This is a genomic window from Motiliproteus sp. (assembly GCF_965230735.1).
Taxonomy (GTDB): Bacteria; Pseudomonadota; Gammaproteobacteria; order Pseudomonadales; family Balneatricaceae; genus Motiliproteus.
The window spans coordinates 1079314-1105429 of sequence record NZ_OZ246016.1 but is presented as its reverse complement, the minus strand read 5'-3'; the positions used below and the strand labels follow the sequence as shown (position 1 = coordinate 1105429).

The following is a 26116-nucleotide window of genomic DNA, read 5'->3' as shown; positions in this document are numbered from 1 at the left end:
CTCGGGCAGCCTGAGTCGGCTGATGATTCAGTCGGCCGCTGCCTTGCTCGATTTGCCGTCGGACGGACAACAACCGGCGGCATCCCCCTGCTGCAGGAAGGTCATGATCGGACAATCATCGACCCCGCCCTGCCCATCACAACTGGCCGATAATCCTTGGAGCGCGTTGCGCAAGCGCTCTAACTCCAGGATTCGCTGCTCGACCATCTGCAGCTTCTCCAGCACCACCTGTTTAACCTGGCTCCGATCGGCATCGGGACTGAACTGAAGCTGCAACAGCTCACCGATCTGCTCCAGAGAGAAACCCAGCGCCTTGGCACGGTTGATAAAGGCCAACTGCTGCAAGACCGCCGCATCATATTCACGATACCCGCTGGGCGAACGCCGTGGCGACTTCAACAACCCGCGCTGCTCGTAGTAACGGACCGTCTCGACACTGACGCCGGATTGCTGTGCTACCTGGCCGATGCGCAAGGTTTTTTTCTGCTCAACCAAACTGAAACTTCTCCTTCAATGTCTTATGCTTAGACTATTCATCCGTTCATTGTCGCGGGCCGTTTACGCTCCGCAGAGGCTCTTGTCACGCCATGAGAAATCGTAAATCCCTGTGGATCGGCACCACCTTGGTGGTAATGCTGCTAGCTATCAGCTTCGGCCCAGCCCTGGTATTGAAGTTACAACTCAAACAGCAGCTCAAGCAACTGGGCGCCGAACAGGTCGGCCTGGCGTCGGCCTACCTCAATCCCTGGACCGGCTATCTGGAAATCATGGGCCTGAGCGCCAAGTCCGCCGGACAGCCCGAACTCAAGGTCGGCCGTTTCGAAGCCGAAGTCAGCTATGGTGCATTATGGGATAAACGGCTCCAGCTTACCCGCCTCAACCTGTCCGATGCCGCGTTCCACCTGCGCCAGAAAGGCAGCGAAATACAGCTGGGGCCCTTAACGCTACCGAAAGCGGCCGAGGAGGAATCAGACAGCAGTGAAGGCACCGACTGGCGCTGGGGGCTGAACGGTTTTCAATTTGACCGCCTACAGGCGTCCTATCAAAACCCGCAGTTCTCTCAGCGGTTACAGATCGATCAGGCCACCCTGAAGCTGCTGTATCAATGGACGCCGGACAAGCATACCGAGTTGACCGTCAACGGTGAGCTAAATGGCAGCCCGATCCGTATCGACACCAAGGGCACCCCGCTGGCCCAACGTCCCCAACTCGAATTCGACATCAAACTCGATCGGCTGGACCTGGCCCCGCTTAGCGCACCTTGGGTACCAGGCCTTGAAGGTCTGCTCAGTACCGAACTGACCATCAATGTCGAGCAACGCGACAGCGGCTTTGCCCTGCAGCAGTCGGGCAGCTTGCGATTGGATGGCTTTACCTATCAGGCCGATGGCCTCAAAACAGCAACACCCCAGATCCGCTGGCAAGGTAGCGCCGCACAGCAGCTTGCGCAGGGCAATCTGAGCGGCATCCAGAGCAACAACGATTTGCAGCTTAAACAGCTGGAGCTGGAACTCGCGGACGCCGGCCTGGCACTGAAAGAGAGTGACATATCCGTTAAAGCCAAGATCGATCTTAAAGGCACGCAAAAAATTCACTTTGACGGCAACCTCAACACCGGCACCGCCGAGATCAACCTACCCGAGCTGCAATTGAGCAACCAGTCACGCAGCTGGCAGGGTAAAGTCGATGTTGCGCTGGGAGAAGAAGGCCTGCAGAAGCTGACCACGGACGGCCAGTTGCAGCTGAACCAGCTCAGGCTGAGCCAACCCGAGCTGCAGGTCAACGAACAACAGATCGCCCTCACCGGACAACTGGAAACCAACCTGAAGCAACTGCTTTTCAAAGGCTTGCTTGAAACGGCACCCGCCCAGGTCAACCTCCAACAGCTGCAATTGAGCAACCAATCACGCCGCTGGCAGGGTGACCTGGCACTGGATCTGGAAACCCAGCAACTGAACGCACTGAGCGGAGACCTGGCCCTGGGACCGCTAAAGGTGCAGCATCAGGATGGAACCGATCTGATCCAACTGGATAACTTCAGCCTGACGGGCCTCAACGCTCCAGCCCCGAACCAGCTGGCCAGCGACAAACTGCAATTAACCAAGCTGCAGCTGGGCAATAATGAGCCGTTGCTGACCCTGGACCAGCTGACCATTACCCAGCTGTCGGGCTCCAAACAGGGTGCATCCATTGCTCAGATCCAACCTGGAGCATTGGTCGCTCGGGTTGATCTAGGGGCCGACAAAACGCCCTACCGCTGGCAGGAATGGCTGGCCAAATTGCAGCCCAACGCCGGGTCAGAACAGTCTCATGAACAGAAGCAGACCGAGAAAGAGACGCAGCAACAGCCTCCCTTCCCCTTCACGCTGGCTGAGTTAACACTGCAGCAACCGGCCACGATTCTGCTTTCCGAATACTCACCCAAGCTCAAGGCCCAAACCAAGCCGGTACAACTGACCCTGAGCGAGCTTTCATTGGCCAAGCTCAATACCCTGTCGGATCAGAGTTCGCCATTCAAGCTCAAGGCTAAAGCCAATCGGTTCGGTGAAATCGAGCTCGACGGCAGCTACGCGCTGTTTGCCGACAAAACCAACGCCCAGTGGCAAAGCCGGATTAAGGGCATGGCCCTTCCGCCCTTCAGCCGCTTCATGAACCAGGCCACCGGCTATGAGTTCGAGAGCGGTAAGCTCGGCCTGACCAGCCAGGGCAAGATTAACGAGGGGCTGGTCAACAGCACGAACAAGCTCAGCATCAACAACCTGTCCGTAGAGCCGGCCGGTCCGAACTCGACACAGGAGTTCGATGGACAACTGGGAATGCCGCTGGGCGTCGCCGTGGCATTGCTGACCGATGACAAGGACAATGTCGAGCTTGATCTGCCGGTTAAAGGCTCTTTGGACGACCCTGAATTCGGGATTCAAAGCGTTATCAATATCGTCATGACCAAGGTCGCCAAAGAGGCGGCCATGGGTTATCTGAGTGCATCGCTACAGCCCTACGGTGCCCTGCTCAGCCTCGGCCGCATGGCTCTCGATGCCGCTGAGGGCAGTGCCATCAAGCTGGAACCGGTCTATTTCGAGCCCGGCTCCTCACAGCTGACGCCCGTTGGTCAGGACTACCTGGCCAAGATTGGCGGCATACTGCAGGAACGCAAAGGCTTGAGACTCAAGCTTTGTGGAATCAGTGTTGCCTCGGATCTGGAGTGGGTCATTCAACAACGTCCGAAGCCGGCATCTAAGCCGCCGGCAAGCGCGTCTGCCGCATCAGCCTCTGCGCCCACTGCGGCGCCGGCACCAACGCCCTTGGAAATAGCCCAGCTGCAGGACCTGGCTGAAGAGCGGGGCATTAGCGTCAAGTCTTATCTGATCGACCAGCTTAAGGCCAACGACGATCAGTTGTTCAGTTGTTTGGCGAAAATCGATACAACGCTACAACTCAAGCCCCAGGTCCGGATGGGACTCTAAGCTATCGCGTCGGAGTCCTAGCTGACAGCGGCCTACCGGCCAGGTAGGTCGCTTTATAGATCGGCATCAAGCGCGGGGATGGGCAGCTCAATCCTGATTTGCGTCCCCAGCCCCGGTGCCGAGTTGATGTTGAACTTACCGTCATTGGCCAACGCGCGTTCGCGCATCCCGATCAGACCAAAGCCTTCCTGGTCCTCTTTGAGTTCAAAGCCGAGCCCGTCGTCTTCGATCTGAATGACCAGCTTACCCGGTCGGCCGAACTTGCCCGTGTTCAGCGATAGTGACAACCACAGGTTCTTGGCCTGGGCGTATTTGACACAGTTGGTCAGCCCCTCCTGTACCAACCGGTAGCAATGGATCGACAAGCTGTCCGGAAGCTCGTTCAACGGTCCTCGCAGATCAAGATGAAGTTGCGTACCGATACCATCGAAGTTGAACGTAGAGATGCATTGCTTGAGTCCATCGACCAGTCCCAGATCATCCAGCGCGGCCGGACGCAGGGCCCTCATCAAACCATAGGTCACGCCGTAGATACGCTGCGCCGTGGTATCGATCGCTTCGGCGGAGGTCCGGATCATCGAGTCCTGATCATCCTCGGTCAATTTTTGCAGCAGTCGGGCATCGGTGCGGATGGCGGTCAGGGCCTGTCCCATCTCATCGTGTAACTCACGGGATAGATTGCGCCGTTCGATCTCCTGAATGTCCAATACCCGCTGGGTCAGGCGCCGGTTTTCCTGCATCTGATTGCCCAATTCGGAATTACGGCTGACCAATTCCTGAGTCCGCTCCAAAACCCGCTGCTCAAGCAGGTCCCGTTCCTGGCGTAACTGAATATTCAACTGCCGCATCTGGGCTTCCGCCTCAAGCCGACGGCGATAACCCTGCACGGTAAACTGATAGGTGACGATGGAGAAAAGCAAAACGATCAGCTCAACCGGCCAATTCATCCCACGCCAGACCAACTGTTTTTCAACCAACAGCTGTAGCGACTGACCAAAACGGGTAATCGGTCGACGCTCTTCGATCTTGGGTAGCAACCAGCTTCCGAACGCCTCACGATTATCGCGATGCAGCAGCTGATTACCCTCATCGTCAAACAAACGAACCGACACTCCACGCTGTATATGGGGCAGCGGAGGCAGTAACTCGTTAACACTCAGCACTAACTCAACGATCAACTCGGATTCATTGCTGTTGGTATAAACCGGATCAACCGCATGCATCAGCCGATAACCAATCTCGCCATCCTCGAGCGGGTAAGGATCAGCGGCGAAAACACTGAGGTAATAACTGGCTTGAATCAGGGCCTGGCGGTTCTGACTGACCGAATAGGCATCGCGTCCCAACAGCCTGAGGCCCTCAACATCGAGGGGTTCGGCGAATACGACCGGATAATAAAGCGAGGCTTGAGCAGCCTCCAGTAGCGAGCCTTCTTCACTGCTGCGAACCGCATACTCGGTAAAGCCGTTTTGACGCATCCGCTGCTCATGAACTTCCAGCTCGTCGGCCTCGACCCGTTGAAGCAACAACAGACGACGGATATGGGGATAGAGTTCACGCAGTTCGTGGGCATAACGCTTGATTGCAGCGATATTATCCGGATCGCTCTCGACCAGCTCGACCAGGTTCTGCAACAGAACCTCGTTTACCAACGTACGCTCGTGGGCAAACTCATAGATCACTCGGCTTTCTAGCTGCAATGCTTCGCGCTGACGACTGATATCCAGCATCAGCAGCAGAGCCAGCACCAACAGCGTGATGGCGGCCCAGGCCAGACGGAGTAACTTGACCTTGTTTGAATCCATGGGCTGATTATGAACTAAAAAAGCGTCCGTTTAACAACAACAAACCGATATCGATAAAAATACTCAGCGGTCCCGATACGTGTTGGCTTCCCGGCGCGTAGCGCCGGAAGGCGCTAATACAAAAAAACTTGGTACAGCCTCGTTAGGCGCTTGGCGATGGAAGTCCTGCGGGCGTACACGCCGCAGTCGCCCCGCCGGGACAAAGCTTCGCTTCGTCTGTTTCCGCCGTGGCCCTACTCTCACATACCGGCTGTAGGTCAGAGCCGCTAAGACGAAAAAACCCCTAGCACAGCGTGCTAGGGGTTTCTCGTATTAGGCGCTTGGCGATGACCTACTCTCACATGGGGAAGCCCCACACTACCATCGGCGCTGATTCGTTTCACTGCTGAGTTCGGGATGGGGTCAGGTGGTTCCAAATCGCTATGGTCGCCAAGCAAAAAAGGTAAGTGAATCTGTAATTGGTAATCTTGAATCAGTTCAATGTGTCGATCGTTTATATCTAGCTTGTTTCGTATCAGTGCCAACCTAACACCGCTTTGGCGTTATATGGTCAAGCCGCACGAGCAATTAGTACTGGTTAGCTCAACGCCTCACAACGCTTACACACCCAGCCTATCAACGTCCTGGTCTTGAACGGCTCTTCAGAGGGCTCGAGGCCCTGGTGATACCTTATCTTGAAGGAGGCTTCCCGCTTAGATGCTTTCAGCGGTTATCCCGTCCGAACGTAGCTACCGGGCAATGCGTCTGGCGACACAACCCGAACACCAGAGGTTCGTCCACTCCGGTCCTCTCGTACTAGGAGCAGCTCTTCTCAAGTATCAAACGCCCACGGCAGATAGGGACCGAACTGTCTCACGACGTTCTAAACCCAGCTCGCGTACCACTTTAAATGGCGAACAGCCATACCCTTGGGACCGGCTTCAGCCCCAGGATGTGATGAGCCGACATCGAGGTGCCAAACACCGCCGTCGATGTGAACTCTTGGGCGGTATCAGCCTGTTATCCCCGGAGTACCTTTTATCCGTTGAGCGATGGCCCTTCCATACAGAACCACCGGATCACTAAGACCTACTTTCGTACCTGATCGACGTGTCTGTCTCGCAGTTAAGCACCCTTATGCCTTTGCACTCATTGCATGATTTCCGACCATGCTGAGGGTACCTTCGTGCTCCTCCGTTACGCTTTGGGAGGAGACCGCCCCAGTCAAACTACCCACCACACACTGTCCCCGACCCGGATAACGGGTCTGGGTTAGAACCCCAAACATACCAGGCTGGTATTTCAAGATTGGCTCCACGCAAACTGGCGTCCACGTTTCAAAGCCTCCCAGCTATCCTACACAAGTAGGTTCAGAGTTCAGTGTGAAGCTGTAGTAAAGGTTCACGGGGTCTTTCCGTCTAGCCGCGGGTACGCTGCATCTTAACAGCGAGTTCAATTTCACTGAGTCTCGGGTGGAGACAGTGTGGCCATCATTACGCCATTCGTGCAGGTCGGAACTTACCCGACAAGGAATTTCGCTACCTTAGGACCGTTATAGTTACGGCCGCCGTTTACTTGGGCTTCGATCAAGAGCTTCGCCTAAGCTAACCCCATCAATTAACCTTCAAGCACCGGGCAGGCGTCACACCCTATACGTCCACTTTCGTGTTTGCAGAGTGCTGTGTTTTTAATAAACAGTTGCAGCCACCATTTCACTTCGACCAGCCTCAGCTTAGGGAGCAAGTCCCATCACCAAAACCGGCGTACCTTCTCCCGAAGTTACGGTACCATTTTGCCTAGTTCCTTCACCCGAGTTCTCTCAAGCGCCTTGGTATTCTCTACCTGACCACCTGTGTCGGTTTGGGGTACGGTCTCAAATAAGCTGAAGCTTAGAGGATTTTCCTGGAAGCATGGTATCGACTACTTCGCTCAAAAGAGAGCTCGTCATCAGATCTCAGTCTTAAAGGATCCCGGATTTACCTAAGATCCAAACCTACATCCTTAAACGCGGACAACCAACGCCGCGCTAGCCTAACCTTCTCCGTCCCCCCATCGCACTTATCTGAGGTGCAGGAATATTAACCTGCTTCCCATCGACTACGCATTTCTGCCTCGCCTTAGGGGCCGACTCACCCTGCCCTGATTAGCATTGGACAGGAACCCTTGGTCTTCCGGCGAGGGTGTTTTTCACACCCTTTATCGTTACTCATGTCAGCATTCGCACTTCTGATACCTCCACGGTGCCTTACAGCTTCCGCTTCAACGGCTTACAGAACGCTCCTCTACCATGCCACAAAGTGGCATCCGTAGCTTCGGTGTACAGTTTGAGCCCCGTTAAATCTTCCGCGCGGGCCGACTCGACTAGTGAGCTATTACGCTTTCTTTAAAGGGTGGCTGCTTCTAAGCCAACCTCCTAGCTGTCTAAGCCTTCCCACATCGTTTCCCACTTAACTGTAACTTTGGGACCTTAGCTGACGGTCTGGGTTGTTTCCCTTTTGACGACGGACGTTAGCACCCGCCGTCTGTCTCCCGTGATTGCACTCTTGGGTATTCGGAGTTTGCATCGGGTTGGTAAGTCGGGATGACCCCCTAGCCGAAACAGTGCTCTACCCCCCAAGGTGAGACACGAGGCGCTACCTAAATAGCTTTCGAGGAGAACCAGCTATCTCCGAGCTTGATTAGCCTTTCACTCCGACCCACAGGTCATCACCGCATTTTTCAACATACGTGTGTTCGGTCCTCCAGTTGATGTTACTCAACCTTCAACCTGCCCATGGGTAGATCGCTCGGTTTCGGGTCTAATCCCAGCAACTTGACGCCCTATTAAGACTCGGTTTCCCTACGCCTCCCCTATACGGTTAAGCTTGCTACTGAAATTAAGTCGCTGACCCATTATACAAAAGGTACGCAGTCACGGTCTCAAGGACCGCTCCCACTGCTTGTACGTACACGGTTTCAGGGTCTATTTCACTCCCCTCACAGGGGTTCTTTTCGCCTTTCCCTCACGGTACTGGTTCACTATCGGTCAGTCAGGAGTATTTAGCCTTGGAGGATGGTCCCCCCATGTTCAGACAAGGTTTCACGTGCCCCGTCCTACTCGTTTTCACATTAAGAGCCTTTTCGCGTACGGGGCTATCACCCACTATGGCCACACTTTCCAGAGTGTTCCGCTAAAACTCAAAACGCTTAAGGGCTAATCCCCGTTCGCTCGCCGCTACTGAGGGAATCTCGGTTGATTTCTTTTCCTCCGGGTACTTAGATGTTTCAGTTCCCCGGGTTCGCCTCTTGACCCTATGTATTCAGGTCAAGATACCCGCCTTATGACGGGTGGGTTTCCCCATTCGGAAATGTCCGGATCAAAGTCTGTTTGCCGACTCCCCGAACCTTATCGCAGGCTACAACGTCCTTCATCGCCTCTGACTGCCTAGGCATCCACCGTGCACGCTTAGTCACTTGACCATATAACCCAAAACAGTGTTCAAGTTATCAGTCAGAACTAATACGATATTAATCGCCAGATATAAACGCTTGATCGAACACAATAAAATTAAACTGATTCAATTTGATTGCTTCAATCACAGATCCACTTTGTTAAAGAGCGTGTTTTCCGAAGAAAACAAAAGGTAATGGATAAACAAACTGTTTAATCATTAGCTTTTGGCTTCTTGAGAAATGGTGGAGCTAAGCGGGATCGAACCGCTGACCTCCTGCGTGCAAAGCAGGCGCTCTCCCAGCTGAGCTATAGCCCCATGAAAACCCTAGGCTTAATAAGTGCCAATTTTGCGCAGATCCAGGCGCAGTTTCGTGACGCATAGCCTGCTATGCGAGTGAAGCTGCAACGACGAGATGCACAAAATTGGTGGGTCTGAGTAGATTTGAACTACCGACCTCACCCTTATCAGGGGTGCGCTCTAACCAACTGAGCTACAGACCCACTTATGCTCGTTTGTTTCACTCCAAGCTACGTTGCTTCCTTCGTTCAATCGGTCATGTGCTATTTGCACACTCCCTCTTTCTCTTGGTCAGCGCCTTGCCTGTAGCAAAACATCCTTCGCCTAAGTTCCATCCGATAGAACATCGAATGGCGCTCTCTAAAACATCCAACCATGCAATTCGTTGTGAGCACTTACCAGAACGGCAGCTTCGTTTAAGGAGGTGATCCAGCCCCAGGTTCCCCTAGGGCTACCTTGTTACGACTTCACCCCAGTCATGAACCACACCGTGGTAACCGCCCTCCCGAAGGTTAAGCTAGCTACTTCTGGTGCAATCCACTCCCATGGTGTGACGGGCGGTGTGTACAAGGCCCGGGAACGTATTCACCGTGACATTCTGATTCACGATTACTAGCGATTCCGACTTCACGCAGTCGAGTTGCAGACTGCGATCCGGACTACGAACAGGTTTCTCGGATTAGCTCCACATCGCTGCTTCGCGACCGTTTGTCCTGCCCATTGTAGCACGTGTGTAGCCCCGCTCGTAAGGGCCATGATGACTTGACGTCGTCCCCACCTTCCTCCGGTTTGTCACCGGCAGTCTCCTTAGAGTTCCCGACCGAATCGCTGGCAAATAAGGACAAGGGTTGCGCTCGTTACGGGACTTAACCCAACATTTCACAACACGAGCTGACGACAGCCATGCAGCACCTGTCTCAGAGTTCCCGAAGGCACCAATCTATCTCTAGAAAGTTCTCTGGATGTCAAGAGCGGGTAAGGTTCTTCGCGTTGCTTCGAATTAAACCACATGCTCCACCGCTTGTGCGGGCCCCCGTCAATTCATTTGAGTTTTAACCTTGCGGCCGTACTCCCCAGGCGGTCTACTTATCGCGTTAGCTGCGCCACTAAGAAATCAAGTTCCCCAACGGCTAGTAGACATCGTTTACGGCGTGGACTACCAGGGTATCTAATCCTGTTTGCTCCCCACGCTTTCGCACCTCAGCGTCAGTTTTGGTCCAGGGTGTCGCCTTCGCCACTGGTGTTCCTTCCTATATCTACGCATTCCACCGCTACACAGGAAATTCCACACCCCTCTACCAAACTCTAGCTAAGCAGTATCAGGTGCAGTTCCCAGGTTGAGCCCGGGGCTTTCACATCTGACTGACTTAGCCGCCTACGCGCGCTTTACGCCCAGTAATTCCGATTAACGCTCGCACCCTCCGTATTACCGCGGCTGCTGGCACGGAGTTAGCCGGTGCTTCTTCTGCGAGTAACGTCACAGATGCAGGGTATTAACCTACATCCTTTCCTCCTCGCTGAAAGTGCTTTACAACCCGAAGGCCTTCTTCACACACGCGGCATGGCTGCATCAGGCTTGCGCCCATTGTGCAATATTCCCCACTGCTGCCTCCCGTAGGAGTCTGGGCCGTGTCTCAGTCCCAGTGTGGCTGATCATCCTCTCAGACCAGCTAGAGATCGTCGCCTTGGTGAGCCTTTACCCCACCAACTAGCTAATCTCACGCAGGCTCATCTAATAGCGAAAGGTCCGAAGATCCCCTCCTTTCCCCCGTAGGGCGTATGCGGTATTAATCCAAATTTCTCTGGGCTATCCCCCACTACTAGGTAGATTCCTACGCGTTACTCACCCGTCCGCCGCTCGTCAGCAACTAGCAAGCTAGTCCTGTTACCGCTCGACTTGCATGTGTTAAGCCTGCCGCCAGCGTTCAATCTGAGCCATGATCAAACTCTTCAGTTCAAAAAAGTTGTCAGCCGAAGCCAACGAATTTTTGCTCAAAGTAAAACTGGAATAACTTAACTAAACGTAAGTACGTATAGTGTCGTATGAATTCACGAGTCACTTACTTTGATAAGTCTTTGTGATATTCCGGAGAATATCTGCTGTCCTATCCCAGCAAGTGCCCACACGAATTGCATGGTCGATTTGTTAAAGAGCGTTGCTTGTGTCGTTGTCCGTTAGGACGTTTCGTCTCAAGCGAGGCGCGTATTATAGGCGACAGTTTTCGACCGTCAACACCCAATCTACAAAAAAATCAGATCTTTTTCAGACTGCTCAAAACATGAACAACAACAGGGTTAACCACGTTCTTTGATAAGACTCAAATAACGAGAAATCACAACTCTATTCGCAAAAATAGGAATTATTCCTATAGCCCGATGATCGAGTGCCACTTATATTTGACCTGCATGGACGCACTAGCCGTAAGGATGCGGCACAGGAAACTCTTCAGGATGAAGAGTCTTGGCACGGAATGCCGGCAAGGATTGCCCCAATATCCACCCAAAGGACTGGGTGCCAGCACTAAGCTGCTAAGGATTGCAAAACCCGCCTCGTGCGGGTTTTCTTTTGCCTATCAAAAAGTGGCTGAACGTTAGCGCTGACACTCTGGGCAAAATACCGTGGCCCGCTGCCCCAGGACGACCTGCTGAAGCATCGAACCACACTGATCGCACTCCTCACCACCACGCCCATACACATGCAGCTGCTGCTGGAAGTAACCCGGCTTTCCGTCGCCGCCAACAAAATCTTTCAGGGTTGTACCACCCTGCTCTATCGCCCGTCTTAATACCTGCTGGATCTTTTCCGCCAACAGGTGATAGCGCGCCTGCGAAATTCTGCCTGCCGCTCGACGGGGATCGATACCAGCCTGGAACAACGCTTCGTTGGCATAGATATTCCCGACCCCCACGACGGTACGGTTATCCATGATGAACAGTTTTACTGCCTGGCGCTTGCCCCGCGACATTTGATAGAGCCGCTCACCGTTGAAAATCGTATCGAAGGGCTCGGGCCCCAGTTGCTGCAACAGCGGGTGCTCCTCGTCCTCTTCACTCTGCCAAAGCACAGAACCGAAACGACGAGGATCGGTTAGCCGTAATGCGCAGCCGTTATCCAACTGAATATCGACATGGTCATGCTTGGCCGCAGGCAAAGCCCCATCGATCAGGCGCAAACTACCGGACATTCCCAGGTGGATAATCAGGGTTCCGGTCTCGCATTCGATCAGCAGATATTTTGCTCGCCTTGCGACCCTGCGGATTTGCTGCCCAGATAACGTTTGGGCCAGATGATCCGGCACCGGCCAACGCAGTTTCGGCTGGCGTACCGTTACTGCAGCAACCTTCCTGCCCTCAAGATGAGGAGCAATCCCACGCCGGGTGGTTTCTACTTCGGGCAACTCAGGCATCGACTCACTTCCAAAACCGTCATTCACAAAATAAGCATGTCTTGTCCTGATATAGGTTGACATCCTTTCAGGTTGAAAACGCCCGATGCACCTCATCGGGCGTTTTGTATTTTAAGGCCATATGTGGCCGCCGTGTATTGTAGAGTCGGATCGACTCATCAACCATGATCGTGGCCTGATCTAGATCCTCTGGCTTTCTCAGCAGATACTCACCTTTCAGAATCCCGTTTACTCTTTCCGCAAGCGCATTCTGATAGCAGTCATACCCATCCGTCATCGAACAACGCACACCGTGCTCCTTATGTACGGCCTGATAGCGCTTTGAACAGTACTGTATCCCCCTGTCAGAGTGATGGATAAGCCCGGCGCTACCTTGGTAACCATCCAAGGCCTTCTGATAGGCCGTTAATACGGACTCAGCCCTCAAATCACCGTGTACGTGATAGCCGACGACTTTGCGTGAATACGCATCGGTAACCAGGCTCAGATAGGCCTCTCCGTCCCTGACTGGAAGATAGGTGATATCCGCGACCCAGATCTGTTCTGGCCGTGTGGCTTGCTCTTGCTCTGCACCGGGCTTTAGCAAGTTAGGATGGCACCAGAAACGATGATGACTCTGCGTAGTCTTGTGATATGCCCGGCGTCGCTGGACCAATAAGCGGCGATCCCTGAGCAGTTCAAATAGTTTGTCCCGGCCGATTTTACATTCCGTTTCGGCATTGAGCAGGGACAGTAGCTTACGCGCTCCCAGCCGAGGTTGCTGCATACGCTCACGTTGAACAAAGCTCAGTATGGAACAACGCATCTTTGCTTGCTGTTTCGCTCGCTGGCGTTGCTGATAGTAGGCCTGTCGGCTGATACCGAGGATTTGGCAAGCTCGAGTAACCGTCAGCCCTGTGACCTGCCGTTCTTCGATGACTTGCCGCGAGGCTTTTTTACGACACGGACCCCGTGATCCCGTTTGAGCACATCAACCACCGCTTCGAAGAACTCCGCTTTTTGCTGGGCATCTGCCAACTGTTGCTCAAGCTCCTTGATCCGCTGCTCTGGGGTAAGTTCTGAAGGCTTGTCTGACATTAGTTTTGCCTGGTGATCTGATCCTTGAGACCAATCTAGCCTGCCATGCTTACGTAGCCAAACTAATACGGTTGAGCGACCTTGGATGCCGTAACGCTGCTGTGCCTGCTTATAGGACAGTTCACCGGCTTCTACTTGGTCGACAACCGACAATTTAAAGGCGAGGGAATAATCTTTCTGAGTACGTTTAGTCTTTGTTTTCATGTCACTTCCCGAGTTAATGATCGAAAAGTGTCAACGTTATTCAGGACGGGACAGCAGGCACAAAAAAGCCCTGACTAGCAGGGCTTTTTTAAGGATACATTCGATCAAACTTACTTGATCTTAGATTCCTTGTACATGACGTGCTTACGAACAACCGGGTCAAACTTTTTCATCTGCAGTTTTTCCGGAGTAGTCCGCTTGTTCTTGTCAGTGGTGTAGAAGTGACCGGTGCCGGCACTGGAAACCATCTTGATCTTATCGCGCATCGTAAGTCTCCTTATACCTTAATGCCGTTGGCACGAACTTCGGCCAGAACCGCGTCGATACCTTTCTTGTCGATAACACGCATACCCTTGGAGGAAACACGCAGACGAACGAAGCGGTTCTCGCTTTCTACCCAGAAACGGTGCCAGTGCAGGTTAGGCAGGAAACGACGACGGGTTTTAACTTGTGAGTGGGAAACATTGTTTCCGGTTACCGGACGCTTGCCGGTGACCATGCATACTCGAGCCATGGTAGATACCTTAGTTTCTCGCTGTCCGAACTTATTGGTGTGAATAATCGACGGGCCCTAACACTGCCGTTTATCGATCCAACCTCAGGCGGAGCGTCCGCACCCATTGCGAACATACATCCCATACCGTGGACAGGAGCGCGGATACTATAGCAAAGCCCAGGTGATGGCAAACAATTGATCGTTTTTTATTCGACCGGTCAAACTCGGCTTCAAAGCAAGCCTCGCTCGGCGAAGGATATCGGCCGCCCGTCCCCGACGACCAGGTGATCCAAGACCCGAATATCGACCAATGCCAAGGCATCCTTTAAACGTTTCGTTATCTGCTGGTCCGCTAGGCTGGGTTCGGCAACACCTGAAGGATGATTATGGGCCAGGATCACGGCGGCGGCATTGTGCTGCAACGCCAGCTTGACCACTTCACGGGGATAGACCGCCGCCGCATCGAGGGTGCCTTCGAACAACTCGTTGTAATGCAGCAACTGATGCTGATTATCGAGCAGCATCAGGGCAAACACTTCTCGCTGACGGTCACGCAGATGACGCCGTAAGAATGCCATGGTCTGGGCCGGGCTGGTAAAACAGTCCAGCCGTTGCAGCTCTTCATCCAGGTGCCGCCGCCCCATCTCCAGCACCGCCTGCAGCTGAGCGAACTTCGCCTGCCCCAGCCCCTTGGCACGACAAAAATGCTGCTGATCGGCCGCCAGCAAAGCCCGCAAGCTTCCAAACTCGGCAATCAGCTCCCGGGCCAGATCGACGGCACTCTTACCAGCCACCCCGGTTCGAAGAAAAATCGCCAACAATTCGGCATCTGAAAGAGATTTTGCCCCACGACGCAGCAGCTTTTCTCGTGGTCGTTCCGACAGGGGCCAATCGGATATCGCCATATTTCCTCCCTGAAATATCGACATCTAAAAAGGCAGTTACGCAGATGCGTAAGCCAGTGTTAGCATAGTGAGCTTTTACTAACCGTCAAGCGACTGCCATGACACAGGTTTTAGACTCACTGACCAACAAACGCATCCTGCTCGGTCTGACCGGCGGCATCGCCGCCTATAAAAGCGCCGAGCTGACCCGACAGCTGAAAACTGCCGGTGCCGAGGTGCGTATCGTACTGACCCCGGCAGCAGCCGAGTTCATCACCCCGTTGACCCTGCAAGCGCTGTCCGGCAACCCGGTACACCAGCACCTGCTGGACCCGGAAGCCGAAGCCGGCATGGGCCATATCGAACTGGCCAAATGGGCCGATCTAGTGCTGATCGCACCGGCCAGCGCCGACTTTATCGCACGTCTGGCCGCGGGTATGGGCAACGATCTGTTGACCACCCTCTGCCTGGCCACCGATGCTCAGATTGCCATTGCCCCGGCGATGAATCAGGCGATGTGGCGCGACCAGCGAACCGCCGACAACGTCGACGCGCTCGAAAAACTGGGAATGGAGATCTGGGGGCCGGGGGTTGGCGACCAGGCCTGCGGCGACAGCGGCCCCGGCCGAATGCTGGAACCACAACAGCTGGCCGAACTCTGTGCTGCCGAATTCGAGCAGGGCACCCTGAGCGGCATGGAAGTCTGCATCACCGCTGGCCCGACGCGTGAGGCGATCGATCCGGTGCGCTATATCAGCAACCATAGCTCCGGCAAGATGGGCTATGCACTGGCCGAAGCGGCTGCCGAAGCCGGCGCCAAGGTCACCCTGATCAGCGGCCCGGTCTCGTTGGCGCCGCCTGCTCGTGTCGAATTGGTCCGTGTTGATAGTGCTCAGGAGATGCTCGACGCGGCTGAAGAACAACTGGGCAACTGCGATCTGTTTATCGCCGCTGCTGCGGTGGCCGACTACCGACCAGCCAGCGTGGCCGAGCAGAAAATCAAAAAGAACAACGAACAGATGACGATCGAGCTGGTCAAGAACCCCGATATCGTCGCCACGGTCGCCTCCCACCCCCAGCGGCCGTTCACGGTGGGCTTTGCCGCCGAGACCGAAAAGGTGATCGAGCACGCCCGTGGCAAGCTGGAGCGCAAGAAGCTCGACCTGGTGATCGCCAACGACGTGGCACAACCGGGGATCGGCTTTAATAGCGACGACAACGCCGTCACGGTGGTCAGTGCGAACGACCAGCAGCGGATCGACCAGACCAGCAAACACAAACTGGCCCGAACCCTGGTCGACCTGATCGCCCAACGCTTGAACCCCAACAATTAATCTGAGGCTTCAGACGAAGCTTCACAAATAACGATTAACCTCACTGGATCTTGAGCCCGACTCGCTATCCAGTGACGACGATCCAGAGACAGTTAGATGAAACAGTTACAGGTAAAAATTCTCGACGACCGCATCGGTACCGAATTCCCGCTGCCCGCTTACGCCACCCCCGGTTCTGCCGGCATGGATCTGCGCGCGTTGATCGACGAGGCGATCGATCTTGAGCCCGGTCAAACCCAGCTGATCCCAACCGGACTGGCGATCCACATCGAAGATCCCGGTCTGTGCGCGATGCTACTGCCGCGCTCTGGTCTGGGCCACAAGCACGGGGTCGTACTCGGCAATCTGGTCGGGCTGATCGATTCCGACTACCAGGGCCAGCTGATGGTGTCCTGCTGGAACCGTGGCAACCAGAGTTTCCGGATTGAGCCGGGCGAGCGGATCGCCCAGATGGTGCTGGTCCCGGTGGTCCAGGCCGATTTCGAGATCGTCGACGAGTTCAGCGACTCCGATCGCGGCGAAGGTGGCTTTGGTCATTCAGGCCGCCACTGAAAGCTCCAACTTAACTGTCCAGGCACGCCAGGGCGTCGTTAAAAGTCGGTTCAAAATGCTCACTTACCCACAGTAAACTGCGCTTTTTCACCGACTTTTGCCTAACCCTGACGCACCTGTCCTAGCCAGGTTGAAGCTTTATGTTTTTGAGTTTTTAGGAAATAGAGTCAATGGAATACCCACTACCCAACAACCTGCCCGAGTCCATCTTCCGGGCCTACGATATTCGTGGTGTGGTCGGTGACACCCTCACCCCCGCCGTGGTCTACCACATCGGCCGTGCCATCGGCTCCGAAGCCGCCGCCCAGGACGAGCAACGCGTTGTCGTCGGTGCCGACGGCCGTCTCTCCAGCCCCGAGATGAGTGCCGCGCTGATCGCTGGCCTGCGCGCCAGTGGCCGCGACGTGCTCGATATCGGCATGGTGCCGACTCCGGTGACCTACTACGGCACCAACATTCTCGAGAGCCGCTCCGGCGTGATGGTCACCGGTAGCCACAACCCGTCGGATTACAACGGCTTCAAGATCGTCATCCAGGGCAAGACCCTGTCCGGCGACGATATCCAGGCCCTGCTGACCCGGATCAAAACCCAGGACTACGTCGATGGCCAGGGCGCGATCAACAAGATCAGCGTCTCCAACGACTACATCGAACGGATCGTCAGCGACGTCAAACTCAGCCGCCCGCTGAAGGTGGTGGTCGACTGCGGTAACGGTGTCGCCGGCGAGCTGGCACCACGCCTGCTGAAAGCGCTGGGTTGCGAGCTGACCGAGCTGTACTGCGACATCGACGGCAACTTTCCCAACCACCATCCGGATCCGGGCAAGCCCGCCAACCTGAAGGACCTGATCGCCGAAGTCGAAGCCCAGGGCGCCGATGTTGGCCTGGCGTTTGACGGCGACGGTGACCGGGTTGGCGTGGTGACCAACAAAGGTCATATCGTCTATCCGGACCGGCTGATGATGCTGTTCGGCCTCGACGTGATCAGCCGCAACCCCGGCGCCGAGATCATCTACGACGTCAAATGCTCGCGCCTGCTGCACAAGGTGCTCGAGGAAGGCGGCGGCAAGCCGCAGATGTGGAAGACCGGCCACTCGCTGATCAAGGCGCGGATGAAAGAGACCGGCGCCCACCTGGCCGGCGAGATGAGCGGCCACATCTTCTTCCAGGAGCGCTGGTACGGCTTTGACGACGGTCTCTACGGCGCTGCCCGGCTGCTGGAGATCCTGTCCAACGAGAGCCGCACCTGCGACGAGATCTTCCAGGCCTTCCCGGAGGATCACAGCACCCCGGAGATCAATATCGAGGTCACCGACGAGAACAAGTTCGCCATCATCGAACAGCTGCAGCAGGCCGACTACCCCGGTGGCGAGCCGCACACCATCGACGGTATCCGGGTCAATTACCCGGACGGCTGGGGCCTGGTGCGCGCCTCCAACACCACCCCGGTACTGGTGCTGCGCTTCGAAGCCGAAACCGCCGAGGCATTGGCGCGGATCCGCAATCAGTTCCAGCAGAACCTGCACGCGGTCGACGCCGGCCTGACGATTCCCAACGAATAACGAGCAACGAGAACACCATGACCCTGAACCGTGATTCGGCCATGAATGTGGCCAACGTACTGACCGAAGCGCTGCCCTATATCCAGCGCTTTGCCGGCAAGACCCTGGTGATCAAATACGGCGGCAACGCGATGATCGACGAGGAGCTGAAAAACAGCTTCGCCCGCGACATCGTGCTGATGAAAACCGTCGGCATCAACCCGATCGTGGTCCACGGCGGCGGCCCGCAGATCGGTGATCTGTTGAAAAAGCTGAATATCGAATCCCACTTCGTCAACGGCATGCGGGTCACCGACAGCGCCACCATGGATGTGGTCGAGATGGTGCTGGGCGGTCTGGTCAACAAAGACATCGTCGGTCTGATCAACAACAACGGTGGTCGCGCGGTGGGCCTGACCGGCAAGGACGGCAAGCTGATCAAGGCCAAGAAGCTGAAGGTCAAGCACAAGACCCCGGAGATGACCGCGCCGGAGATCATCGACATCGGCCACGTGGGTGAAGTGTCGCAGATCGACACCGAGCTGCTCGACACCCTGGTCAACAGCAACTTTATCCCGGTCATCGCACCGATCGGCGTCGGCCGCCACTCCGGCAGCTCGTACAACATCAACGCCGACCTGGTGGCCGGTAAGGTCGCCGAGGTGCTGAAGGCCGAGAAACTGATCCTGCTGACCAACATCGAAGGTCTGCTGGATAAAGAGGGCAATGTGCTGACAGGTCTGTCGACCGACCAAGTCGACGGTCTGATCGAAGACGGCACCATCTACGGCGGCATGCTGCCGAAGATCGGCTGTGCGTTGTCAGCCGTTAAAGAGGGCGTCACCAGTGCCCATATCATTGATGGTCGAGTCCCTCACGCCACGCTGCTGGAGATCTTCAGCGACGATGCCGGCGTCGGTACCCTGATCACCAATGCGCTGAGCGATGACAGCGACAGCAACCAGGAAGACTAAGGAAGTCCGATGACCCAGACCAACGACAAGCTGTCCCGTCGTGAGCAGATCCTGCAGTCTCTGGCGCTGATGCTGGAGAACAACCCCGGCGCCCGTATCACCACCGCGGCGCTGGCCCGCGAGGTCGGCGTTTCCGAAGCCGCGCTCTATCGGCACTTCCCCAGCAAGGCGAAGATGTTCGAGGGCCTGATCAGCTTTATCGAAGAGACCCTGTTCTCACGGGTAAAGATGATCGTCCAAAGCGACGGCAACAGCCTGAAGCAGTGCGAGCAGATCCTGACCCTGGTACTGGCCTTCGTCGAGCGCAACCCCGGCATGGCCCGGATCATGACCGGCGAAGCCCTAGCCGGCGAAACCGATCGGCTGCGCCAGCAGGTCAGCCAGGTGTTCGACCGTCTCGAGACCCAGTTGCGTCAGATCCTGCGCGAAGCCGAAATGAAGGAAGGGCTGCGCACCCAGGCCAGTGCCATCGTCAGTGCCAACCTACTGATGGCCTGCGTCGAAGGACGAATCCGCCAGTTCGTGCGTAGCGAGTTCAAGCAACCGCCGACCCAGGGCTGGGATGATCAGTGGCCGTTGTTGGCGCAACCGCTGTTTCGCACCCCCTGACATAACGAGCCTGATCGATGAATGAGATCGCCCAGCTGATCCTGGACGCCGGTCGTGCCGGTATCGAACTGGCGCTGTTCGTGTTGCTGCCGGTAATGATCGTGATGCTGACGTTGATGCGCTTGCTGGAATCGCGCGGCGTACTCGATCACGTGGTACGGCTCTGCTCGCCACTGTTGAAGCCGTTCGGCATTCCCGGACTGGGCATCTTTGCGATGATCCAGGTGCTGTTCGTCAGCTTCGCAGCCCCGGTTGCGACCCTGGCGATGATGGACCGCGGCGGTATCTCCAGCCGCCATATCGCCGCCACCCTGGCCTTGGTGCTGACCCTGGCCCAGGCCAACGTGGTATTCCCGATGGCCACGGTCGGCCTCGATGTCTGGGGTACGATCCTGATCTCGCTCGGCTGCGGCATCATCGCCGCGGCGCTGACTTACCATCTGTTTGGCCGCAATCTCTCGACCCAGGAGGTGGACCAGAAACTCGATTGCGATCACGAGGACGGCTCCAGCCTGTTCGCGGTGATCCAGCGGGCCGGTAAGGATGCGTTCGATATCTCCATCGCGGCGCTGCCGATGCTGGTCCTGGCGCTCGTGGTGGTTTACAGCCTCCGGACACTGGGTGTGATCGAGCAACTGGAGGGACTGCTGGCACCGCTGTTTACCAGCCTGGACCTGCCGCAACAGACGCTGCTGCCGGTATTGGCCAAGTATATCGCCGGCGGCATGGCGATGATGGGGGTCACGGTCGATTACATCAATCAGGGGCTGATCAGTGGCACCGAGCTGAACCGACTGGCGGGCTTTCTGATCCACCCGATGGATCTGGCCGGAGTCGCGGTGATGATGTCGGCGGGCCGACGAGTCGCAGCGGTGGTGCTACCGGCAGTGCTCGGTGCAATCTGTGCGATCCTGCTTCGCACACTTTTGCATGTGCTGCTGTTCTAACCAGGGCCGGTTAACGACTACTCGATATCGGTCAGGTGGCGCTGCAATAGCGCCTCCACCATCCACTTCAGATCATCCAGGGTACGCTTGGCCCGCTGACCCTGTTGAGTAACCACCACCAGCAGCAACGCATGGGTGAGTTCCAGATAGGCCCGGGCGATTCGCTCCCGTTCATGCACATGCTTGTGGGCGCCCAGCTGCTTGAACACCTTGGCCATTGCCGCGATCACCATATCATCGTGGTACTGATCCAGCGGCCGCAGCTCGGGAATGGCGAACATCGCCTGCACCAGCGGCAATACCCCCTGCTGCTTCTTGTAGACCTTCAGGTTCTGATCCACCACTTTATCGACGAACTCACGCAGACTCAGGGTGGCCAACGGCCACTGGTCGATCTGTTCCAACAGCAGCCGGGTCTGTTCGAGCCAACGCTCACCCAGGGCGTAGAGAATCGCATGCTTATTCGGAAAGTAGTGGTACAAGGAGCCGACCGAAATACCGACCTGCTTGGCGATCAGGTTGGTGGTCAGATCATCGACGCCAACCTCATCGAGCAACTCGGCCGTGGCATCCAGAATCTGCTGACTGCGGGCCTTGGAGCGCTTCTGGCTCGGGCGTCGTCGGGGGCTGACGCGACTGGTGGTCGGCGGCTCAGCCGCAATGGAAGGTTTGTTGTCCTGTGCCAAGTGGCCCCCTGCTAAAACGATAGATTGGCTTATAGCCGGTCCCGAATCGAGTAATACAGCATACCCGCGACCATACCCGGCCAGCGCAGCAGTGTACCACCGGGAAAGGTCGGCGTCGGCACCTTGGCAAACTGATCGAAACGCTCCAGGGTTCCGCTAAGCGCTTCGGCCAGCAGTTTGCCGCCCAGCGTCGCCATCGCCACCCCATGCCCCGAATAGCCCTGAGCCACATAGGTGTTGTTGCCGACCCGGCCAAAATGGGGCATCCGATTCATCGTCACCGCCAGGGTTCCCCCCCAGCCGTAATCGATTCGAACGTCTTCCAGCTGCGGATAGACCTCGAGCATATAGCGGCGGACAAAGCCTTTGATATCCGAAGGAAAGCTGCGTCGATAGTTCTCGCCACCGCCGAACAGCAGCCGCTTGTCGGCCGACAGCCGGTAATAGTTGATCACAAACTTGGAGTCAGCCACCGCCACATCGTCGCGGATCAGCTTGTGCGCCAGCTCTTCGTCGAGCGGCTCGGTGGCGATAATGAAGTTGTTGATCGGCATGATCTTACCCGCCACCCGCGGCTCCAGCTTATCCAGATAGCCGTTGCAGGCCAGCACCACCTGCTTGGCACGGACCGAGCCTTCGGCGGTTTTCAGCAGGCTGGTAGCACCGTCCTGCGTCTCCAAAACCGCACTCTGTTCGTAGATCGTTGCGCCGGCCTTGGTCGCCGCATCGGCCAAACCCAAGGCATAGTTCAATGGATGCAGATGGGCCGCATTTTTGAACAGCTGACCGCCGTAGTAGTACTCGGTATCCAGCATCTGACGCAGTTCATCCTGCTCGACAAATTCAACCGCGTCATAGTCGTAATGTCGCTGTAGATGTTCCACCTCTTCACGCATTTCTGACACATAGCCGGGCTTGTGAGCGGTGTGCAGGATGCCGGGTTTCAGATCGCACTGGATCTGATGCTGATCGATCAACTGCTTGACCAGGGCCACGGACTCTTCGGCCAGATCCCAGAGTCGGCGGGCATGCTCATCACCGAGCATTTTCTCCAGCTCTTGCTGCCCCTGACGCTGGCCGACACAGACCTGGCCGCCGTTACGCCCGGACGCTCCCCAGCCGACCCGGTGTGACTCCAGCACCACCACCTTGTATCCGCGCTCGGCCAGATGCAGTGCCGCCGACAACCCGGTGAAGCCGGCACCGATCACACAAATATCCGCCTCTACCGCCTCGCTGAGTGCCGGATACTCGGTCGTTGGGTTAGCGGTTGCGGTGTAGTAGGAGGGATCATATCCGGACATTGCCATCGAAAACCTCTTGCGCTGACTGATGATTTAATTCGAATGATAGCTCGGTTTTTTTGGCCCAACAAGCACATTAAATGGCGACATAAATTATTTTCTGTTGATTTAAAGAAAATGTTGATCTAGTCTGAAACTCGAAACTTTACTCGGTTTTTACATCAAGCAATGCAATAGACCGAAGCAATCTGTTCAACCAACAAACCACAGGTGCCCCATGGAGTTGATCAAACGATTTCTGCAACAACATCGAATTACAGAGATCGAATGCCTGGTGCCGGACATGACCGGCAACGCCCGCGGAAAATTCCTCCCGACCCGCAAGTTCATCGGTGATCCCGAGCCCCGCCTACCCGAGAGCATTCTGGTGCAGACGGTAACCGGCGACTGGGCCGAAGAGCACGACGATCTGGTTCACCCGGCCGATCGCGATATGGCCCTGGTGCCCGATGAAACCACTCTGAGGCTGGTCCCCTGGGCTAAGGAACCGACCGCCCAGATCATCTTCGACTGCCATAACATGGAGACCGATCAGCCCCACGAGCTGTCCAGCCGCAACGTCCTTAAGCGGGTGTTGAAACTCTTTGATGATGAGGGCCTGACCCCGGTAATTGCACCGGAGGTGGAGTTCTACCTGGTGCAGAAGAACCTGGATCCGGATTACGAACTCAAGCCCCCGGTCGGACGCTCCGGCCGCGCCGAAAGCGCTCGCCAGTCCTACAGCATCGATGCGGTCAACGAGTTCGAACCGATCATCGACACCCTCTACAGCCTGTGCGACCGGCAGGAGCTGGACGTCGACACCCTGATTCACGAATCCGGCAAGGCCCAGATGGAGATCAATTTTCACCATGGTGATCCGCTGTCACTGGCGGATCAGGTGTTCGTGTTCAAGCGCACCACCCGTGAAACCGCTTTCCAGCACGATATCTATGCCACCTTCATGTCCAAGCCGATGGAGGAGGAGCCAGGTAGCTCGATGCATATCCATCAGAGTCTGATCGACAAGAAGAGCGGCAACAACGTCTTCGCCAACAAAGATGGCAGCCACTCCGACAAACTGCTGCACTTTATCGGCGGGCTGCAACGCTACAGCGCCGCCGCGATGGCGTTCTTCGCCCCCAACGTCAACGCCTACCGCCGCTTTACCCCGGAGATCGCCGCGCCGGTCAACCTGGAGTGGGGTATCGACAACCGCACCACCGGCCTGCGGGTACCGCTGAGCCCTGCCGAGGCTACCCGGGTCGAGAACCGCTTCCCCGGTGCCGACGCCAATCCCTACCTGGCCATCGCCGCATCTCTGGCCTGTGGCTACCTGGGACTTAAACAGAAAATTCAACCCACCGAGCCGGTCGAAGGCAACAGCTACGGCGAGGTTCAGCTGCCGCGAACCCTGGAGGAATCACTGCGCCTGCTGGACGAGTGTCCTGAGCTCAAGCAGGTGATGGGCGAGCACTTCGTACGCGCCTACACCGGCGTCAAGCAAGCCGAATTCGAAGCCTTCAATCGGGTGATCAGCTCCTGGGAGCGTGAGCATCTGCTGTTGAGTGTATAAACCCGGAAACAAACCTAATCCGCATCAAAAAATAACAACCGGAGAGACGTGATGAAAAAGCTGCTGAAGCAGGCATTTCCGATACTGACCTTAAGCACCCTGGTTGCTGCCAACAGCGCCCTGGCTGACGGTGAGCTGAAGATCTTCAACTGGTCCGACTACATCGCCGAGGACACGATCGAAAAGTTTGAACAGGAAACCGGCATCAAGGTGACCTACGACGTGTTCGATTCCAACGAAACCCTGGAGGCCCGTTTGCTGGCGGGCAACTCCGGCTTCGACCTGGTGGTGCCGTCCTCCAACTTCCTCGGTCGCCAGATCAAGGCCGGCGTGTTCGAACCGCTGGATTCCTCCAAGCTGCCGAACCGCAAGCATATGGACCCGATCTTGATGGCACAGCTGGAGACCGTCGATCCGGGCAACAAACACGCACTACCCTATATGTGGGGTACCACCGGGCTGGGTTACAACCCCGCTAAAGTCGCCGAAGTATTAGGCACCGTGGCGCCAGTCGACAGCTGGTCGTTGATCTTCGATCTGGAAAACCTGAAAAAACTGCAGAGCTGCGGCGTCACCCTGCTGGATTCGGCCGACGAAGTACTACCGATTGCGCTGCAATACCTGGGTAAAGACCCCAACAGCAAGAATCCGGCCGACTACAAGAGCAACAGCGAACTGGCCAAACTGCTGAAGTCGGTCGCCCCCTACATCAAGCAGTACCACTCCTCATCCTATATTGCGGATCTGGCCAACGGCGAAACCTGCGTGGCGATGGGCTGGTCCGGTGACGTGATCCAGGCCGCTGCCCGTGCCGAAGAGGCCGAAACCGGACAGGAGGTGCTCTACAGCATCCCCAAAGAAGGCACCAACATCTGGTTCGACATGATGGCGATCCCGGCCGACGCCAAGAACAAGGACAACGCCCATCGGTTTATCGACTATGTGATGCGCCCGCAGGTGATCGCCGACATCACCAACTACGTCTGGTACGCCAACCCGAATCCGGAGTCGATGCCGCTGCTGGACGAGGAGCTGCGCAACGACGAAACGGTGTTCCCGAACAAGGAGACAATGAACAATCTGTTTATCTCCGAGATCACACCGTTGAAGATCGAGCGTTTGAAGACCCGGCTCTGGACCAGTATCAAGACCGGGCGGTAATTACCGTTTGTCACACGAAAGGGCGTCCATCGACGCCCTTTTTTCAAGCTATCACTGTAAACAGCCCCCTGTAATGCTGAGCTAAGCGAAGTTCAATAAAGCTCCGGGTTGTTCTCAAGGTTTTGTTGCGCCTATCGGCGCCTTAAGGATATGCGCCGCCATATCCTTAAGAAACCTAAGCGGCCCCTGCGAGAACGCCCTGCGGGTACGCGCCTACGGCGCTATCAAAACCAGCCTGAGGCGGAAAGACGGTACATCCTTGTACCGACTTTCCGGCGCGTCATCCTTGACGCGCCCCTACGGGCCATTTTCAGTCTGGCCTTGATCGTTCTCGAAGGGGATATTTGGGTGCAAGCCGCTATTCCCACTCTCACGTCGAAGACCTGTCATTGCTGCCGGCGAGCAC

18 protein-coding genes, 2 tRNA genes and 3 rRNA genes are annotated in these 26116 nt (G+C 56.1%); 9 read left to right on the top strand and 14 right to left on the bottom strand.

Features of this window, described 5'->3' with window-relative positions; all coding sequences use genetic code 11:
• Positions 1-27 precede the first annotated feature (27 nt).
• Entirely contained in the window at positions 28-495 is a 468-nt protein-coding gene (locus ACO05M_RS05165) for a heavy metal-responsive transcriptional regulator (protein WP_421868581.1), read from the bottom strand.
• Positions 496-587: 92 nt separating this feature from the next.
• Between ACO05M_RS05165 and ACO05M_RS05160 the strand changes: the two genes are divergently transcribed.
• Positions 588-3464: a DUF748 domain-containing protein gene (locus tag ACO05M_RS05160; RefSeq protein WP_421868580.1), complete on the top strand. Its 2877-nt coding sequence runs from the start codon at positions 588-590 to the stop codon at positions 3462-3464.
• Between the two features lie 53 nt (positions 3465-3517).
• On the opposite strand, the gene ACO05M_RS05155 is transcribed toward ACO05M_RS05160, so the two are convergent.
• The 11 genes from ACO05M_RS05155 to radC form a co-directional block, all read right to left on the bottom strand.
• Positions 3518-5269, bottom strand: coding sequence for a CHASE domain-containing protein (locus ACO05M_RS05155; RefSeq protein WP_421868578.1), 1752 nt, complete (start codon positions 5267-5269; stop codon positions 3518-3520).
• 318 nt (positions 5270-5587) lie between these two features.
• Positions 5588-5703 (bottom strand): 5S ribosomal RNA (rrf, locus tag ACO05M_RS05150).
• A 112-nt stretch (positions 5704-5815) separates the two neighbouring features.
• Positions 5816-8707, bottom strand: a 23S ribosomal RNA gene (locus ACO05M_RS05145).
• A 214-nt stretch (positions 8708-8921) separates the two neighbouring features.
• Positions 8922-8997, bottom strand: a tRNA-Ala gene (locus ACO05M_RS05140).
• A 108-nt stretch (positions 8998-9105) separates the two neighbouring features.
• Positions 9106-9182, bottom strand: a tRNA-Ile gene (locus ACO05M_RS05135).
• Between the two features lie 214 nt (positions 9183-9396).
• Positions 9397-10936, bottom strand: a 16S ribosomal RNA gene (locus ACO05M_RS05130).
• The 16S, 23S and 5S rRNA genes sit together here with 2 tRNA genes alongside, the layout of an rRNA operon.
• A 634-nt stretch (positions 10937-11570) precedes the next feature.
• Positions 11571-12386 carry a bifunctional DNA-formamidopyrimidine glycosylase/DNA-(apurinic or apyrimidinic site) lyase gene (gene mutM, locus ACO05M_RS05125; protein WP_421868576.1) on the bottom strand — a complete coding sequence of 272 codons (816 nt, stop codon included), beginning with the start codon at positions 12384-12386 and terminating at the stop codon, positions 11571-11573.
• Between the two features lie 67 nt (positions 12387-12453).
• Positions 12454-13667 (bottom strand): IS3 family transposase gene (locus ACO05M_RS05120; RefSeq protein WP_421862467.1). Its coding sequence is split into 2 segments (ribosomal slippage): positions 12454-13325 and positions 13325-13667, totalling 1215 coding nucleotides; the frame shifts between segments, so codons are not numbered across the junction.
• 110 nt (positions 13668-13777) lie between these two features.
• Positions 13778-13933: a 50S ribosomal protein L33 gene (gene rpmG, locus ACO05M_RS05115; protein ID WP_421868574.1), complete on the bottom strand. Its 156-nt coding sequence runs from the start codon at positions 13931-13933 to the stop codon at positions 13778-13780.
• Positions 13934-13944: 11 nt separating this feature from the next.
• Positions 13945-14181, bottom strand: coding sequence for a 50S ribosomal protein L28 (gene rpmB, locus ACO05M_RS05110; protein WP_421868572.1), 237 nt, complete (start codon positions 14179-14181; stop codon positions 13945-13947).
• Positions 14182-14393: 212 nt separating this feature from the next.
• Positions 14394-15068, bottom strand: a complete 675-nt coding sequence (gene radC / locus ACO05M_RS05105; RefSeq protein ID WP_421868570.1) for a RadC family protein — start codon at positions 15066-15068, stop codon at positions 14394-14396.
• A gap of 98 nt (positions 15069-15166) precedes the next feature.
• Between radC and coaBC the strand changes: the two genes are divergently transcribed.
• The 6 genes from coaBC (at position 15167) to ACO05M_RS05075 (ending at position 21004) form a co-directional block, all read left to right on the top strand.
• Positions 15167-16381 (top strand): bifunctional phosphopantothenoylcysteine decarboxylase/phosphopantothenate--cysteine ligase CoaBC, encoded by a 1215-nt coding sequence (gene coaBC, locus ACO05M_RS05100; protein ID WP_421868568.1) that lies wholly within the window; start codon positions 15167-15169, stop codon positions 16379-16381.
• 96 nt (positions 16382-16477) lie between these two features.
• Positions 16478-16933: a dUTP diphosphatase gene (gene dut / locus ACO05M_RS05095; RefSeq protein WP_421868567.1), complete on the top strand. Its 456-nt coding sequence runs from the start codon at positions 16478-16480 to the stop codon at positions 16931-16933.
• Between the two features lie 170 nt (positions 16934-17103).
• Positions 17104-18495 carry a phosphomannomutase/phosphoglucomutase gene (locus ACO05M_RS05090; RefSeq protein ID WP_421868565.1) on the top strand — a complete coding sequence of 464 codons (1392 nt, stop codon included), beginning with the start codon at positions 17104-17106 and terminating at the stop codon, positions 18493-18495.
• Between the two features lie 17 nt (positions 18496-18512).
• On the top strand, positions 18513-19448 hold the full coding sequence (gene argB, locus ACO05M_RS05085) for an acetylglutamate kinase (RefSeq protein WP_421868563.1): 936 nt from the start codon (positions 18513-18515) through the stop codon (positions 19446-19448).
• 9 nt (positions 19449-19457) lie between these two features.
• Positions 19458-20057, top strand: a complete 600-nt coding sequence (gene slmA / locus ACO05M_RS05080) for a nucleoid occlusion factor SlmA (RefSeq protein WP_421868561.1) — start codon at positions 19458-19460, stop codon at positions 20055-20057.
• A gap of 17 nt (positions 20058-20074) precedes the next feature.
• Positions 20075-21004: a nucleoside recognition domain-containing protein gene (locus tag ACO05M_RS05075; RefSeq protein WP_421868559.1), complete on the top strand. Its 930-nt coding sequence runs from the start codon at positions 20075-20077 to the stop codon at positions 21002-21004.
• Positions 21005-21021: 17 nt separating this feature from the next.
• Here the strand turns inward: ACO05M_RS05075 and ACO05M_RS05070 are convergent, their stop codons facing one another.
• Positions 21022-21690 (bottom strand): TetR/AcrR family transcriptional regulator, encoded by a 669-nt coding sequence (locus ACO05M_RS05070; protein WP_421868557.1) that lies wholly within the window; start codon positions 21688-21690, stop codon positions 21022-21024.
• A gap of 29 nt (positions 21691-21719) precedes the next feature.
• A complete protein-coding gene (locus ACO05M_RS05065) occupies positions 21720-23000 on the bottom strand; it encodes an NAD(P)/FAD-dependent oxidoreductase (protein WP_421868555.1) in 1281 nt (426 codons plus the stop codon).
• Positions 23001-23211: 211 nt separating this feature from the next.
• Here ACO05M_RS05065 and ACO05M_RS05060 point away from each other — a divergent pair, with 211 nt between their 5' ends.
• Both ACO05M_RS05060 and ACO05M_RS05055 read left to right on the top strand, forming a co-directional pair.
• Entirely contained in the window at positions 23212-24549 is a 1338-nt protein-coding gene (locus ACO05M_RS05060; RefSeq protein WP_421868553.1) for a glutamine synthetase family protein, read from the top strand.
• A 51-nt stretch (positions 24550-24600) separates the two neighbouring features.
• On the top strand, positions 24601-25710 hold the full coding sequence (locus ACO05M_RS05055) for a polyamine ABC transporter substrate-binding protein (RefSeq protein WP_421868551.1): 1110 nt from the start codon (positions 24601-24603) through the stop codon (positions 25708-25710).
• Positions 25711-26116: the final 406 nt, after the last annotated feature.